Genomic DNA, 14987 nt, shown 5'->3' with positions numbered 1-14987 from the left:
GGCATCGGACTCGGATGCCGGGGGGATGGGCCATGCCGAAGACCGTGCTGATCGTCGAGGACAACGCGCTCAACCGGAAGCTGTTCGTCGATGTGCTCGAGGCCAATGGCTACGCCACGGTCGGCACCGACAGCGCGTCGGAGGTGATGGCGCTGGCCCGGGCGCACCGGCCGGACCTGATCCTGCTCGACATCCAGCTGCCGGAGATCTCGGGGCTGGAGGTCACGGGGTGGCTCAAGGCCGATCCGGATCTGGCGACGATCCCGGTGATCGCGGTGACGGCGCTGGCGATGAAGGGCGACGAGGCGATGGTGCGCGCCGGCGGCTGCGACGACTACATCTCGAAGCCGATCAGCGTCGCCGGCTTCATCGCCACCGTGCGCCGCCATTTGGACTGACACGCGGGCAAGCAAAAAGCCCCGCCGCCGGCGGGGCCTGGTCGGTCAAGCGCAGAGCGGCATCCGGTCAGGCGACCGGACGGCGGTCCTTACTTGATCTTGCCTTCCTTGAAGTCGACATGCTTGCGCACGACCGGGTCGTACTTCTTCAGCGTCAGCTTCTCGGTCTTGGTCTTCGGGTTCTTCGTGGTGACGTAGAAGAAACCGGTGTCCGCGGTGCTGTTCAGGCGGATCTTGATGGTGCTCGGCTTGGCCATGATGCTGGTCCCAATATGACTCTGCTCGGCGCCGCATCACGGGCCGGGAAGCGCGCACCATAGCGTCCGCGCCGCCCGAGTCAAGCGCGGCGATGGCCTGGCCTTCCCTTTAGTCGTCATTCCCGCGAAAGCGGGAATCTCTTTCCGCCGGAGTGGGACGAGATCCCCGCTTTCGCGGGGATGACGGTTTTTTGAGGGAAAGGCCGCTCTGCCGCTCACCCGGTGTCGGGTGCGGTTTTGGTGTGGAGCCAGGGATGGGGGTCGATGCCGAGGGAGCGTGAGAGGCGCTCGGCGATGGTGTAGGTGGTCTCGGTATCGAACCATYTGATGACGTCGGCTTCCTGCAGCCGGACCGCCAGCCCGGCCTTGAGCCCCGGGATGCGGGCCGGGTCGAGCGTGGCGACAGCCCGCTGGACCACGGCGCGGGCGGCGTCCCGGCGCCGGTCCCGCTCGGCCTGGATCTCGGCGTCGCTGCCGGCCGGCSGGGCCGGSCGCGGCGTGGTCTGCCAGGGGCCGGCCCAGCGGCGCCATTCCTCGGTGATGCCGAGGCCGCAGGCCAGCCCGGCCATCACCGAGCCGAGCGGCCGGTCCTCGACCGCGTCGTCGCCGTCGTAGAGRTCGTCGACCCGCTCATCGAGCTCATCCTGGAGGGCSGCGGCGCGGCGGGGATCCCTGATCTCTTGCCAGATGACCGCGTGCAGGGTYTCCTCGACCTGGTAGCGCTGAGCGTCACGGCGGGCYTCGCGGGTGGCCTCGCGCTCGGCGGCCTGGGTTTTCTCGCGGGCGCACAGGGTGTCGGCGGCACGGGCGCGCAGCGCCAGGGAGCGCTGCACGGTGCGGGAGAAGCGGYTGAAGGCCAGCCCGGCCTCCTGCGCCTCGGCCCGGGCCGTCTGCACTGCGACCTCGTCGGCCTTCGGCTGTGCGGCACGGGCCTGGGCCGTGATGGCACGGACGCCTTCGCCCTCGGCCAGCTGCATGGCGATCTCGGCCAGGCGCGTGAGCATCTGGATCTGCTGCAGCGCGAGGCTGCGGCAGAAGGCCTGGACGTCGAGATCTGCTGGTGCGGGCTCCATGGAACGTAGCATGAACGAAGAGCGTGAGGTCACGCAATGAACATTGCGTTAACTCAAGCCGATGCGGGCGGCGGCAAGCTGGATCGCGGCGGCGCTTCGCGATCGCGGGCGACTATGGCCGGGCGTGTTTCAGCACGACGGGCGGGTGTCTTGGCAGACGACCGGATCGACCGCGAAGGGTGAGAAGTGGAGCCGCGACCGAGGTCGTCGAATGACCGTTTCCGAACAAAACGGAGGTTCCGATCGCGGTGCCGACGTCCGAGATAAAGACAGTCATCGAGCGACGGAAAAGATGTCGCGCGCTACCCATACGAACAACCCAGAGGCTCCCAAGAATTTCTTCCGGGTGCATCTGGGCTTGGCGTTACGCTCGATTCACATGAAGTCTCCAACGATTCTCGGAGATGGTCGACACGACCAGGTAAAGTTCAGATCGAGCCGGCCGGCGTAACGGCGGGAAAGTCCTTCTCGGGATCGAACACGTTATTGAAAAAGTTCGTCAGGGAGTACATGGCCACCAGCGCGACGATCTCCATGACATTCGCATCCGTGTAGCCGGCATCGCGGATGGCTTTCAGATCGGCGTCACCGACATTGCCTCGCGTCTCGATGACCTTGCGCGCAAACTGGATAGCGGCGTTCCGCTTCGGGTCGCGGGCATGGCCCTTCCGCGAGAACAATCTCATCGGCCGGCAGCTTGGCCATATGCTCGGCCGTGAAGCTGTGGACCGTCAGGCAGTAGTTGCAGCCATTCACTTCAGAAACAGCGAGGCCGATGCTGTCACGCGTCTTCACATCGAGCGCCTTGCTCAAGGAACCGAGCAGATTGGCCCATGCGTTGAACGCGATCGGGCTCTGCGCGAAGGTCGCCATCATGTTCGGGGTGAACCCGATATTCCTGGTGAACGTATCGAGAGTCGGCTTGGAATCGGCCGGCACCTGGTCCGGCCTGAGAGCCGCGGCTCTTGCCATCGTATTCTCCGCAAGTTGCTGATTTTATGAGGGATCATACGAGGTCCAGCACTTCGGCCACCGGACGGCGCGGCTTCTGCGGCCAGTTTCCCGGACGCTCCGCCCCGACGGACAGCAGCATGACCGGCACCTCGTCCGCGGCCAGTCCGAACTCGCGGGCCACCGCTTCGGCATCGAAACCGATCATCGGCGTCGAACCCAGGCCCAGCGAGCGGGCCGCATAGATCATCGCCGTCGCGCCGATGGCGCCGGAGCGCACGGCCTCGTCACGCTGGCGCTGCGGGTACTCCCGATACAGGCCGCGTGCCGGGATCTCCCATTCCGGCACCATCGCTGCCGGCATGATCCCGGCTTCCACCAGCGGCGCCAGGCGCTCCGGGATCACGCTGGAATCGGCCAGCTGGCCGCAGATGATGAAGGTGACGGACGCTTCGGTGATGGGGGGCTGGTTCCAGGCGATCGGCTTCAGCCGGGCCTTGGCTTCGGGCGTGCGGACGGCCATGAAGCGCCAGTTCTGCAGGTGGAAGGATGTCGGCGCGGTGGTGCCGATCCGCACCAGCTCACGGATCTGGTCGTCGCTCAAGGTGGCAGCAGGGTCGTAGTACTTGGCGGCGCTGCGGCTCAAAATACAGTCGATGACGGMGTTGGCCATGGCGTGTCCGTTGGTCATGGTGAGTTCTATGGGTCAAGGGATGGTTTGAAGTGAAAGAGCGATCTCGCTCTCTCTTCTGCAAATGCTGCTGGGACGGAGCCTGTTCGGCATCTCATTCCAGAAGCCATGGATCGCTTCCCGGGTTGCCCCGGGCGCGTCCAAGCGGACGCAGCCGGCCGTTCCGGCAGCGCCGGCCGGCCGCATGCATCGATAGGTGCGTGTCGCTTTAGGGACGGACGCGAATGATCGTCTTGCCCCGGCGTCGCCCGGTCGGGTTGAAGGCGGCGACGGCATCGTCGAGGGTCGAGACGGTGCCGATATGCGTTCGCAGTCGCCCGTCCCGCACCCGCTGGACGATCTCACCCAGCTGGGCGCGATCGGATTCGACAACGAAGTCGACCGCCAGGCCGTCGGCAGGCCGGGCCTCGACCGGCCCGACGATGGACACCAGCGTTCCTCCGGCTCGGATCAGGGCTGCGGACCGCTTCCCGATGTCACCGCCGATGCCATCGAACACCAGATCGATGGCGCCGACGTCCTCCAGGCCATCGTTGTCGAGATCGACAAATTCCTCAGCGCCGAAGTCGAGCGCCGCCTGACGGTCGGCCGCGCGTCCGGTGCCGATGACGTAGGCGCCGGACTCCTTTGCAAGCTGGATCACCATCGACCCGACTGCGCCGGCCGAGCCGTGCACGAGGACGCTCTGCCCCGCCTGCAGGCGGCCGTGCTGGAACAATCCCTGCCACGCGGTCAGGCCCGAGATCGGCAGGCTCGCGCCCACCGTGAAGTCGACGTCGCCCGGCAGCGGCGCGAGGTTGCGAGCCTCGATCGCTATGTGTTCCGCCAGGGTGCCGTCGCGATACCAGTCGGCGAGGCCGAACACCCGCTGTCCCACCGACAGCCCCGTCGTGCCATAGCCGAGAGCGGTGACCACTCCGGCCAGCTCGTGCCCGGGGATCGACGGTGTTCGGTCACGGTCGAGGCGATCAGTCCAGGTCGAGGGCCACGCCAGCTCAGTCGGGACGAATCCCGACGCATGAACCTCAACGACGACGTCGTTGATCGCGGCCTGCGGCGCGGGCCGCTCGGCCAGCGTCATCCCGGCCGTTCCCGCCGCCTGGTCCGTCACAATGATTGCCTTCATCGTCCACCTGCCTGTGCGCGGTAGCGCGTCGACTTCCAAATCGTGAAGCCACGCTGCCACCGGTGCCGGCGCGATGAAACCCACGTCGGGCGTCCCTGGACGAGCGGACACGCATTCTGGAATCCGGAGCCGGCCGGTGTCGAGGATCAGCGCGCCAGACGTGCGCGCATCTGGTGCAAGGTCGGGAAAGAGCTCGGTCGGGTCGCGGCGCGGATGGGTACGAGCTCACGGCGGGAGAGCTGCCTCGAAGCGCGGTGTTTGGCTCAAGCGCCCCTATCGCCCTCGCCGGTCTTCACGCTCTGCCGGTACTCGCTGGGATCGACATTGTAGGCTTTGCGGAAGGCTCGCACGAAGCTCGAGCGGCTCTCGTAGCCGGCGTTGTAGGCGACGACATCGACCGGAGCCGACGTCGTCGTGAGATCGACCGCCGCCTGCCGCATCCTGAGATCCCGAACGACGGCCATCGGCGAGCGGCCGAAGATCTCCGAGAACCGCGCCATGAACGCCGACCGGCTCAGACCGGCGCTGTGCGCCAGGCTCTGGACCGTATGGGCGGCCCCCGGACGCGCCACCATGTCGGCGAAGGCACGCGTGATCTGCCGGTCCGCCAGAATCGAAAACCGGTCGGTCCAGCTGTGCGAGGACTTCATCGACCGCCTCACCAGGGCGACGATGACCTGCTTCAGCAGGGACGCCGTCATGGCGCCCATGCCGAGCTCCTGCGCGCCAAGCTCCTCGACCGCTTCGCGAAGCTTCAGGCCGATCTTGTCGGTCGGCTCGAATTTCTCGACCACCGGCTCCCGCAATTCGCGAAACAAGCCGACGGAATGGCCGAAGGATGCGTTGAAGAAGCCGCAGATCTGGATGATTTCAGGCTGCGCGGCCGGCATGCCGATGCGCAACACGCCGTCATGCCGCGTCCAGCAATCGCGGGTGATGAGCGTCTTCGGGCCGCCGGCTCCGTCGACTTCGATCGCGAACGGCAAGTTCGGAGGTTTGATGATGAGCAGATGGGGCTCGAGCGGCATCGAAGGCCCATTGCCGATCGAGATCCGTCCCCTGCCGCTGACTGTGTAATGGATCGCCGGCGCGTCGATCGTCCCCATCTCGGCGCGATGGCCCGATGGAATCAACATCTCGGTAAGAGCGATGACATCGATCTCAAGCGCCCGCATGAGGCTGTTGAGGTCGGCGGTGGAGAGCTTCGAGGCAGAGCCGGCGATCAACGAATCGGTCCGCTCCCCCTGTCCGCTTCCGGCCCGCGATCTGGGCGCGTTTCGCATGGCAACCTGCTTACAAGACCAACCTGTAAATCCGCTAGCACTACCGACGCAAGCGTTCAGTCCGAATGAGCGCGGCGGGCCCCGAATGTCGCAAAAGGATAGTGGGGCAGACATCCAACACCTTCGCGGAGAAGTCCCGCTTCGAGCCGAATGCGGTCGGCCGGCGGAAGACCCGTCGCTCGGGATCATGGGCGCGCCGGCTCGATATTTCCGGCGTGCGGGCTATCATGGCCCGTCGACCAGCGGAGGCCCCATGCATCGTCCCGGGCGCATCGCCACCAGCCCCTCGGCGCGCCGGGCCGTCGCCTCGGCCTTTGCCGATGCCGATGTCGCCCGCTGCTATGCGGCCCGACCGCCCTATGCGCCGGAACTGTACGCGTTCCTGCTCGGACAGGTGGCGGGGCGCGGCCGGGCGCTGGATCTGGGCTGCGGGCCGGGCAAGGTCGCCATCGTCCTGGCCGATCACTTCGCCGAGGTGGTGGCGCTGGATCCCTCCGCGGCGATGATCGACGCCGGCCGGGCTGCGGATGCCGGCCGGCATGGCGGCATCGCCTGGACCTGCGACACGGCCGAGGCGTACCGGACCGATCGCGGCTTCGACCTGGTCACGGCCGGCACATCGATCCACTGGCTCGACCACCAAGCGGTGTTCCCGAAGCTGGCGGGCTGGACCGGGACCTTGGCGGTGATCGGCGGCGACGAGCCGGCGGTCGCGCCCTGCGGTGACGAAGCCTGGACGGCGTTCCTGGCGCGGTGGCTCGCCCGGGTCGGCGGCCGCTACGATCCGGCCGGCGCCGCGGCGGAGGCCGGGCGCCACGAGGCCTGGATGGACATCGCCGGCCGCAAGGAATTTTCGTTCACGGTCCGGCAGGGTCTCGCCGAGTTCATCCGCGGCCAGCATTCGCGCGCGACCTGGAGCCGCGCCGTGATGGGCGAGGCCCTGGCCACCGAATTCGACCGCGAGCTCGAGGCGCTGCTGCGTCCCTTCGCGACCGACGGGCAGCTGGATCTCACCATGGTCTCGACCCTGAGCTGGGGCGCGCCGCGCCGGGAGCCACGCCAGTAGCCGCAAGCATTGTCCGACGGCGCCGGGAGGCCTAACATGCATATGAAAATATTCTAGTTCTTACGGGGACGTTGGCGATGCAGGGCATCCGTTTCTCGTCCCAGGCCCTGCCGCATGACCTTGACGAGCGGTCGCGCTTCTCGCTGTGGCGCGATCTCTACGTCGCCAATATCGGATCCTTCGACATCAGGATCTCGGACGACGCCCCCTTTCGGGCGGAGCTCGAGATCGCGTTCTACGGTGCGGTCGGGCTCGGCCGCTTCAGCGGCACGGTGCACAGCGTCACGCGGACCCCGCACGACCTCCAGGCCGACGGCCAGGATGTCTATTGCCTGATGATCAATGCGGGCGCCGGCATGGTCGGCGGCCTGCATGTCGGGCGCGAGATGGCGCTGGCGCCGGGCGCGGCCGCGCTGATCTCGGCGCAGGAATGCGGCTCGCTGGTCGGCGGCGAGCCGGCGCGGGACGGAATTCACGTCTGGCAGAACCTGATCGTGCCGGGGGAACTGATGCGGGGGACGGTCGGCGGCGTGGACGATCTTCTCGCCATCGGCCGCTCCAATGCCGCGCTGGCCTTCCTGCGCAATTATCTCAAGCTCGTGGGCGAGGTCCCGGCCGACGGCGATCCCGCCCTGGCCGCCCATATCTCGACCACCCTGCTGGGCCTCCTCACGCTCGTCCTTGGCGGCAGGGGAGAGGCGGCGGGGCAGGTGGCGTCGCGGGGCCTGCGTGCGGCGCGGACCGACGCGGTGCTCGCCGGCATCCGCGACGGCTACACCGAGCCGGGCTTCTCGGCGGCGTCACTGGCGCGCCGCCTCGGCCTCTCCGTGCGGTACCTCCACGACCTGCTGCAGCAGACCGGGGCGGGGTTCGCGGAGCGCGTGCTGGAGCTGCGCCTGCAGCGGGCCGCGATCCTGCTCGGCGACCGGCGATCCGATGCCCTGCGCATCGGCGATCTCGCCCTCACGGCCGGTTTCAGCGACGTCTCCTACTTCAACCGCTGCTTCCGGCGCCGCTTCGGCTGCACGCCGACCGCAATGCGATAGGCGACCAGGCGTCGGCATGCGGACTGCACCGCGAGTCAATTCCGGTGCCGTCCGGTCCAAGACACGTCCCGCTCGGCCATGCGATCAATCGGCCAACCCTGCCGAATCATCGGCAGGGGCGATGCGTGGCGCCTCCCGATCTCCGGGGCGAACCCATTCGGCAGCCTCGCTTGCAGGGATGAGGACATTTGATGTCGACGATTAACGGCGACGCCGGGAACAACACTCTTTCCGGCACCGCGGCCGGCGATACGATCAACGGCCTGGCCGGCAACGATCATCTTTTCGGCGCGGACGGCAACGACATTCTCAATGGTGGCGACGGCAACGATTCGCTGCAGGGTGACGCCGGGGCGGACACGCTGAACGGCGGCGCCGGCATCGATTGGCTCTCCTACGACACCACCGTGGTTGGCGTGGTCGTCACGATCGGCGGCACCGGTTCGGGCGGCGCCGCGGGCGACGTGATCGGCGCCGATGTCGAGAACATCTCTGGCGCGAACTCAAGCGATTATCTGACCGGATCGGCGGCAGACAACATCCTCGTCGGCCTCCAGGGCGATGATCACCTGTTCGGCCTTGCCGGCAACGACACGCTGGAAGGGGAGGACGGCAACGATTTCCTGCAAGGCGGGACCGGCGCGGACACGCTGCTCGGTGGCGACGGCATCGACACGATCGACTACAACGGCGCCGGCGTGACCGTCAATTTGACGACGCTGACCGCGTCCGGCGGCGAGGCCCAGGGCGATGTGATCGGGGCCGACATCGAGAATGTCCAGGGCACCGGCAGCAATGATGGCCTGACCGGTTCCGCCGCAGTCAACGGGCTCTGGGGCTTCAGCGGCGATGACCTCCTCTACGGCAAGGCCGGCGACGACGTGCTCAGCGGCGGCGACGGCAATGATTTCCTGCAAGGGGGCGTCGGCGCGGACACGTTGAACGGCGGCGCCGGCATCGACACCGTCGACTACAGCGGCGCCGCCGGGGTGACCGTCGCCATCGGCGGCATCGGCACGGGCAGCAGCGAGGCCCAGGGCGACGTGATCGGCACCGACATCGAAAACATCCACGGCACGAACGGCTTCGGCGATGCCCTGACCGGCTCGGCCGCGGACAATGGGCTCTCCGGCTTCGGCGGCAACGACCATCTCTATGGGCTGGGCGGCCAGGATGTACTGGATGGCGGCAGCGGTGACGATTTCATGGATGGCGGGGCCGGCGCGGATGTCCTGACCGGCGGCGCCGGCATCGACACCGTCGACTACAACGGCGCGGCGGGCGTGACCGTGACGATCGGTGGCACCGGTTCGGGCGGCGAGGCCGAAGGCGACGCGATCGGCGCCGATATCGAGAACCTCCGGGGCACGGTCGGCTTCGGCGACGGGCTGACCGGGTCGGTCGCGAACAATATTCTGGACGGCTATGGCGGCGACGATGGTCTCTACGGTCTCGCGGGCAACGACACGCTCAACGGCGGCGCCGGCGCCGATTTCCTGCAGGGCGGGGCCGGGGCGGACATTTTGAGCGGGGGCAGCGGCATCGACACGATCGACTACAACGGCGCCGCCGGGGTGTCGGTCAACCTGACGGTGCAGCTGGCGACGGGCGGCGAGGCCCAGGGCGATCTGATCGGCGCCGATATCGAGAACATCCAGGGCACGGGCTTCGGCGACGTGCTGACCGGCTCGGCCGTGGACAACGTGCTCTCCGGCTTCGGCGGCAACGACAGCCTCCAGGGCATGGACGGCGCCGACACGCTGACTGGCGGCGACGGCAATGACGTGCTGCGCGGGGGCGCGGGGGCCGACCTGCTGGCCGGCGATGGCGGAACCGATGCCGTGCTGTACAGCGAGAGCAGCGTCGGCGTGACGATCGATCTCGTCGCCGGCACCGGCACCGGCGGCAACGCCCAGGGCGACATCCTGAGCAGCATCGAAACCGTCTATGGCAGCCACGTCGACGACCTCATCCTCGGCAACGACGCAGACAACGGACTGGTCGGCAGCTACGGCAACGATGCACTTGGCGGCGGCAACGGGGCCGACACGCTGGTCGGCGACGACGGGAACGATACGGTGCGAGGAGGAGCCGGGGCCGACATCCTGCAGGGCGGGGACGGCATCGACACCGCGATGTACAGCGAGAGCGCCGTCGGCGTGACGGTCGATCTGACTCTCGGCACCGGCAGCGGCGGCAATGCCCAGGGCGACACCCTGGCCGATATCGAAGTGGTCTATGGCAGCAACGTCGGCGACATCCTGGTCGGCAATGCCGTGGCGAACACGCTGGTCGGCAACGCCGGCGACGACGTGCTGCGGGGTGCCGCCGGCAAGGACACGCTGGGCGGTGGCGCCGGGGCCGACCACTTCGTCTATGCCGCGATCGCCGACAGCACGGTCGGCAACGCTGCCGACGTGATCGCCGATTTCAGCCATGCCCAGGCCGACAGGATCGATCTGGCGTCGATCGACGCGAACACCGGCGTGGCGAACGACCAGGCGTTCGGCTTCATCGGCGCCGCCGCCTTCACCCACAATGCGGGCGAGCTGCGCGCGGTCGTCTCCGGCAGCCAGACGACGGTCAGCGGCGATGTCAGCGGCGACGGCATCGCCGATTTCAGCATCGTCCTGACCGGGGCCATCACGCTGCAGGCGGCCGATTTCGTGCTGTAGCGGGCCTCGACCCTGACCCGGGGGGGGCGCGGCGTCGGCCCCGGGTCAGTCGCGCAGGACCTGCCGCACCACCGGCTCCAGCACCGCGTCGACGGCGGCGGGGTCGTCCCACACCAGCTCGACCCGCAGCGCCTCGACCATCGGCCGGGCCTCGGGCGGCAGGCGGACCAGGTCCTTCTCGGTCGTCACCGGCACGGCGCCGCGCTCCTGCGCCGTCTCGACCAGGCGCATCACCTCGTCCGGGGTGTAGGCGTGGTGGTCGGGGTAGGGGACGGCGCCGGCGATCTCCGCCCCCAGCTCGGCCAGGGTGGCGAAGAATTTTTCCGGCCGGCCGATGCCGGCGAAGGCCAGGACCTTGCGGCCGCGCAGCCGGGCGGCGTCCTCGGGCGAGGGGACCAGCCGGGCGCCCAGAGCCGGCAGGCCGAGCCGGCCCGGCGGGCCGTGGCGGGCGGCCAGCACGCGGATCCCGGCCCGATCCGGGCCCATGATCACTAGGGCGTCGGCCCGGGCGAGCCCATGTTCCGGGTGTTCGCGCAGGGGGCCGGCGGGCAGGATCCGGCCGTTGCCGAAACCGCTCGTGCCGTCGACCACCAGGAAGGACAGGTCCTTGGCCAGGCTCGGATTCTGGAAGCCGTCATCCATCAGGATCAGCTGCGCCCCGGCCGCCGCGGCGGCGCGGGCTCCGGCCGGGCGGTCGCGCGATATCCAGGCCGGCGCCGCCCGGGCCAGCAGCAGCGGCTCGTCGCCGACCTCGGCGGCCGAATGCCGGTCGACCCGTACCGGCCCAGCCAGCGAGCCGCCATGGCCGCGGCTGAGGACGTGGACGGCGATGCCGATCTCGGCCAGGCGGCGGGCCAGGGCCAGCGCCACCGGGGTCTTGCCGGCGCCGCCCGCCACCAGATTGCCGACGCAGATGACCGGCACCGGCGCCCGCTGCGGCTTGACCAGGGCTCGGCGCAGGCGCGAGGCGAGGTCGTAGAGGGCGCCGGCCGGGGCCAGCAGCCGGGCCGCCGGCGTCGCCTCCGGGCGATACCAGAAGCCGGGGGTTTTCATCCGGCGTCCCCGGTCACGCCAGGATCGGCGTGATCAGCGGCTCCAGCGTCGCCATCACGGTGGAGACCACGCCGCGGTTGCGCTGGGCCACGGCGCCGGCGGCGCGGGCCATGCGGCGGCGCTCCACCGGGTCGTCCAGCAGCCGGTTGACCGCGGCGGTCAGGGCGGCGGCATCGCCCACCGGCATGGCGCCGCGGGCCTGGCCGAGCTGGGCGGTGATGTCCGGGAAGTTGGTCATGTGCGGGCCGTAGACCAGAGCGGCGCCGAGCTGTGCCGCCTCGATCGGGTTGTGGCCGCCGAACGGCACCAGCGAGCCGCCGATGAAGGCGACCGGGCAGACCCGCAGCCAGATCCCCATCTCGCCGATGGTGTCGGCGACCAGCATGTCGGTGTCGGTCCAGGGCAGCTTCGCCTGGCTGCGGCGGACGGCGCGCAGGCCGGCTGCTTCGGCCAGGCCGGCGATCTCCTCGCCGCGATCGGGGTGGCGCGGCGCCAGCACGGTCAGGAGGCCGGGGCGCTTCGCCGCCAGCGCCTTGTGCGCCTGGATGATCTGCTCCTCCTCCCCCGCATGGGTGCTGGAGGCCAGCCAGACCGGGCGGCGGCCGATCGCGGCGCGCATTGCCGCCAGCGCCTCGAGCTCGGCATCCGGCGGGTCGGAGGAGAATTTCAGGTTGCCGACCTGGCCGACGCCGCGGGCGCCGAGGGCGCGGAAGTTGCGGGCCGAGCGCTCGTCCCAGGGCAGGATCACCCGGAAGATGCCGACCAGCCGGCGGATCAGCCGAGGCAGCCGGCGCCAGCGCCGGAACGACCGCTCAGACATCCGCGCGTTGACCAGGGCGATCGGCAGGCCGCGCTTCTCGGTCTCCATCAGCATGTTCGGCCAGATCTCGGATTCGACCCAGATCGCCAGGTTCGGCTTCCAATGGTCGAGGAAGCGGCGGACGAAGGCCATGCGGTCGAGCGGCGCGAACTGGTGCATCGCCCGGTCCGGCAGCCGCTCGGCGATCAGCCGGGCCGAGGTGACGGTGCCGGTGGTGACCAGGACCGAGAGGCGCGGGTCGCGCTCCAGCAGGCGGCGCACCAGCACCTGCACCGACAGCACCTCGCCGACGCTGGCGGCATGGACCCAGATCAGCGGGCCCGCCGGGCGGGGAATGCTGGCATGGCCCAGCCGCTCGCCGCGGCGGGCGGGGTCCTCGCGGCCGGCGGCGGTGCGCCGGGCCAGCAGCAGGGGCACGAAGGGGCCGGCGGCGTCGGTCAGCCAACGATACAGCGTGTAGATCATCCAGACTGGGTCGGGGTCATCGGAAGGGGTGCAGATGAGTCAGGAACTGATCTGTACATGCCTCCCAGGAATAGCGCAGCGCAAAACTGCGGCACTCCTCCGATGGCACCTTCAAGGCCTCGCGGATGGCACGGCCGAGATCCTCGTCCAGCCGGCCGACCGGGGCGTCGCCGATGACGTCGGCCGGGCCCTGCACCGGATAGGCCGCGACCGGCACGCCGCAGGCCAGGGCCTCCAGCATCACCAGGCCGAAGGTGTCGGTGCGCGACGGGAAGACGAAGACGTCGGCGGCGGCATAGGCGTCGACCAGATCCTGCCCCTCCTTCGACCCGGTGAAGGTGACGTCCGGGTAGCGGGCCTGGAAGGCGGGCAGGGACGGGCCGCCGCCGACCACCACCTTCTCGCCGTCCAGGGGCAGCGACAGGAAGGCGTCGAGGTTCTTCTCCACCGCCACCCGACCGACATAGAGGTGGCGCGGGCGCTCATGCCTAGTCCCCTGGGCTCCGCGCTGGGCCGGGCGGAAGCGGTCGGTGTCGACGCCGCGGCTCCAGCGCGCCAGGCGGCGGAAGCCGCGGTGCTGCAGGTTCCGCTCCAGCGTGTCGGTCGCCACCATCACGGCGCTGGCGGCACGGTGAAAATGCCGCAGCAGGGCGTAGGTCGAGGCCAGCGGCATGCCGGTGCGCAGCTGGACGTATTCCGGGAACTGGGTGTGGAACGAGGTGGTGAAAGACAGCCGCCGGCGGATGCAGTAGCGCCGCGCCGCCCAGCCCAGCGGGCCTTCGGTCGAGATGTGGATGGCGTCCGGGTCGAACTCGTCGATCAGCCGGGCCATGCGCCGGCTCTGGCCGATCGCCAGGCGGATCTCGGGATAGGTCGGGCAGGGGATCGAGGTGAAGCGGTCGGGGCCGATCACCTCGACCACATGGCCGCGGCGGCGCAGCTCGTCGCGGGTCGACTCGATGGTGCGCACCACCCCGTTGACCTGGGGCAGCCAGGCGTCGCTGATATTCAGGATCCGCATCAGCCGACTGCCGGCCCCGTCACTGCCATGTCCACGGAGACTATATCCGATCCCGGCTCAAGCGGCGCGCTGCGGCTTCAGCGCGGACTCCGGCATCGCCGCCGCGTCGCGGATCGCCACGATGTCCGCCCAGTGCAGGATCTCCAGGCGGCCGTCGTCATGCTCCACCAGCGCGGTGCAGCTCTCCACCCAGTCGCCGTCGTTGACATAGGTCATGCCCTGCATGTCCTTCAGCTCGGCGGTGTGGATGTGGCCGCAGATCACCCCGTCCACGCCGCGCCGCCTGGCCTCCTCGACCAGCGCGATCTCGAACCGGCCGACGAACTCGACCGCGCGCTTGGCCCGCTGCTTCATATAGGCCGAGAGCGACCAATAGGAGAAGCCGAGGCGGCGGCGCACCAGGTTGAGGACGGTGTTGGTGTGCAGCAGCAGCTCATAGGCCTTGTCGCCGACATGTGCGAGCCATTTGGCGTAGCGCACCACGACGTCGAACTGGTCGCCATGGATCACCAGGAAGCGGCGGCCGTCCGCGGTCTCGTGAATGCAGTCGTCGGCGAGGTCGACATCGCCGAAGCTCTGGCCGACGAACTGGCGGGCCGCCTCGTCGTGGTTGCCGGGGATGTACAGCACGCGGGTGCCCTTGCGAGCCTTGCGCAGCAGCTTCTGGATCACGTCGTTGTGCGGCTGCGGCCAGTACCAGCTCTTCTTCAGCCGCCAGCCGTCGACGATGTCGCCGACAAGGTACAGCGTGTCGGACTCGGTGTGCTTCAGGAAGTCGAGGAGGAGACTGGCGTTGCAGGCCCGGGTGCCGAGATGGACGTCCGAGATCCAGATGGTGCGGTAGCGCGTCACCTGTTCCATAGGCGGCGGTCCTTCGGCGGTCATATACCGTCCGTATAACCGACGCGTCGTCGGCAAACAACATCTTGATGTCGTCTTCGATCTCGCAGGTGCAAAAATTAATAAAACGGTCACGAGTGCTTTCGGACCGCCGAACTGATGGCCGTTGTTCGGGCGCTGTTGCGGCGAAGTATGACTCTTTTCTGTGACGGGGTCCCGCCC

14 protein-coding genes are annotated in these 14987 nt (G+C 68.9%); 4 read left to right on the top strand and 10 right to left on the bottom strand.

The features are described from left to right. Nucleotides 1–32: 32 nt before the first annotated feature. Complete coding sequence (locus AB4Z01_RS25465; RefSeq protein WP_441698657.1) at nt 33–398, top strand: response regulator; 366 nt, start codon at nt 33–35, stop codon at nt 396–398. Between the two features lie 89 nt (nt 399–487). Here AB4Z01_RS25465 and rpmG read toward each other — a convergent pair whose 3' ends face one another. From rpmG to AB4Z01_RS25435, 6 genes are all read right to left on the bottom strand, one after another. Then, nucleotides 488–655, bottom strand: coding sequence for a 50S ribosomal protein L33 (gene rpmG / locus AB4Z01_RS25460; RefSeq protein ID WP_138890083.1), 168 nt, complete (start codon nt 653–655; stop codon nt 488–490). Between the two features lie 215 nt (nt 656–870). Further along, nucleotides 871–1728: a hypothetical protein gene (locus AB4Z01_RS25455; protein ID WP_441698656.1), complete on the bottom strand. Its 858-nt coding sequence runs from the start codon at nt 1726–1728 to the stop codon at nt 871–873. 585 nt (nt 1729–2313) lie between these two features. Then, on the bottom strand, nt 2314–2700 hold the full coding sequence (locus AB4Z01_RS25450) for a carboxymuconolactone decarboxylase family protein (protein WP_441698655.1): 387 nt from the start codon (nt 2698–2700) through the stop codon (nt 2314–2316). Nucleotides 2701–2734: 34 nt separating this feature from the next. Then, nucleotides 2735–3352 carry a nitroreductase family protein gene (locus AB4Z01_RS25445; RefSeq protein ID WP_441698654.1) on the bottom strand — a complete coding sequence of 206 codons (618 nt, stop codon included), beginning with the start codon at nt 3350–3352 and terminating at the stop codon, nt 2735–2737. 226 nt (nt 3353–3578) lie between these two features. Continuing rightward, nucleotides 3579–4580 carry an NADP-dependent oxidoreductase gene (locus AB4Z01_RS25440; RefSeq protein ID WP_441698653.1) on the bottom strand — a complete coding sequence of 334 codons (1002 nt, stop codon included), beginning with the start codon at nt 4578–4580 and terminating at the stop codon, nt 3579–3581. 179 nt (nt 4581–4759) lie between these two features. Then, complete coding sequence (locus AB4Z01_RS25435; RefSeq protein ID WP_441698652.1) at nt 4760–5722, bottom strand: helix-turn-helix transcriptional regulator; 963 nt, start codon at nt 5720–5722, stop codon at nt 4760–4762. Between the two features lie 310 nt (nt 5723–6032). Here AB4Z01_RS25435 and AB4Z01_RS25430 point away from each other — a divergent pair, with 310 nt between their 5' ends. From AB4Z01_RS25430 to AB4Z01_RS25420, 3 genes are all read left to right on the top strand, one after another. Continuing rightward, nucleotides 6033–6845: a class I SAM-dependent methyltransferase gene (locus tag AB4Z01_RS25430; RefSeq protein ID WP_441698651.1), complete on the top strand. Its 813-nt coding sequence runs from the start codon at nt 6033–6035 to the stop codon at nt 6843–6845. A gap of 77 nt (nt 6846–6922) precedes the next feature. After that, nucleotides 6923–7891 (top strand): helix-turn-helix transcriptional regulator, encoded by a 969-nt coding sequence (locus AB4Z01_RS25425; RefSeq protein WP_441698650.1) that lies wholly within the window; start codon nt 6923–6925, stop codon nt 7889–7891. Between the two features lie 191 nt (nt 7892–8082). After that, nucleotides 8083–10566: a beta strand repeat-containing protein gene (locus tag AB4Z01_RS25420; protein ID WP_441698649.1), complete on the top strand. Its 2484-nt coding sequence runs from the start codon at nt 8083–8085 to the stop codon at nt 10564–10566. A gap of 45 nt (nt 10567–10611) precedes the next feature. Here AB4Z01_RS25420 and lpxK read toward each other — a convergent pair whose 3' ends face one another. Genes lpxK through AB4Z01_RS25400 form a run of 4 tightly spaced genes read right to left on the bottom strand, consistent with a single transcriptional unit; the run spans nt 10612 to nt 14786 of the window. Further along, a complete protein-coding gene (gene lpxK, locus AB4Z01_RS25415; RefSeq protein WP_441698648.1) occupies nt 10612–11619 on the bottom strand; it encodes a tetraacyldisaccharide 4'-kinase in 1008 nt (335 codons plus the stop codon). 13 nt (nt 11620–11632) lie between these two features. Next, complete coding sequence (locus AB4Z01_RS25410) at nt 11633–12904, bottom strand: 3-deoxy-D-manno-octulosonic acid transferase (protein WP_441698647.1); 1272 nt, start codon at nt 12902–12904, stop codon at nt 11633–11635. Between the two features lie 16 nt (nt 12905–12920). Next, nucleotides 12921–13925, bottom strand: a complete 1005-nt coding sequence (locus tag AB4Z01_RS25405; protein WP_441698646.1) for a glycosyltransferase family 4 protein — start codon at nt 13923–13925, stop codon at nt 12921–12923. 57 nt (nt 13926–13982) lie between these two features. Then, the gene (locus tag AB4Z01_RS25400; protein ID WP_441698645.1) at nt 13983–14786 is read right to left on the bottom strand and encodes a UDP-2,3-diacylglucosamine diphosphatase; all 804 of its coding nucleotides are present in this window, start codon (nt 14784–14786) and stop codon (nt 13983–13985) included. Nucleotides 14787–14987: the final 201 nt, after the last annotated feature.

Origin of the sequence: Inquilinus sp. YAF38 (genome assembly GCF_052113205.1) — a bacterium.
Taxonomy (GTDB): Bacteria; Pseudomonadota; Alphaproteobacteria; order DSM-16000; family Inquilinaceae; genus Inquilinus.
Note: the sequence above shows the minus strand (reverse complement) of the source record. Positions and strands in the feature narration are given on the sequence as shown.

Coding starts and splice junctions, on each gene's coding strand:
- AB4Z01_RS25465 (WP_441698657.1), top strand. CDS start 33: ATGCCGAAGACCGTGCTGATCGTCGAGGACAACGCGCTCAACCGGAAG.
- rpmG (WP_138890083.1), bottom strand. CDS start 655: ATGGCCAAGCCGAGCACCATCAAGATCCGCCTGAACAGCACCGCGGAC.
- AB4Z01_RS25450 (WP_441698655.1), bottom strand. CDS start 2,700: ATGGCAAGAGCCGCGGCTCTCAGGCCGGACCAGGTGCCGGCCGATTCC.
- AB4Z01_RS25430 (WP_441698651.1), top strand. CDS start 6,033: ATGCATCGTCCCGGGCGCATCGCCACCAGCCCCTCGGCGCGCCGGGCC.
- AB4Z01_RS25425 (WP_441698650.1), top strand. CDS start 6,923: ATGCAGGGCATCCGTTTCTCGTCCCAGGCCCTGCCGCATGACCTTGAC.
- AB4Z01_RS25420 (WP_441698649.1), top strand. CDS start 8,083: ATGTCGACGATTAACGGCGACGCCGGGAACAACACTCTTTCCGGCACC.
- lpxK (WP_441698648.1), bottom strand. CDS start 11,619: ATGAAAACCCCCGGCTTCTGGTATCGCCCGGAGGCGACGCCGGCGGCC.
- AB4Z01_RS25410 (WP_441698647.1), bottom strand. CDS start 12,904: ATGATCTACACGCTGTATCGTTGGCTGACCGACGCCGCCGGCCCCTTC.
- AB4Z01_RS25405 (WP_441698646.1), bottom strand. CDS start 13,925: ATGCGGATCCTGAATATCAGCGACGCCTGGCTGCCCCAGGTCAACGGG.
- AB4Z01_RS25400 (WP_441698645.1), bottom strand. CDS start 14,786: ATGGAACAGGTGACGCGCTACCGCACCATCTGGATCTCGGACGTCCAT.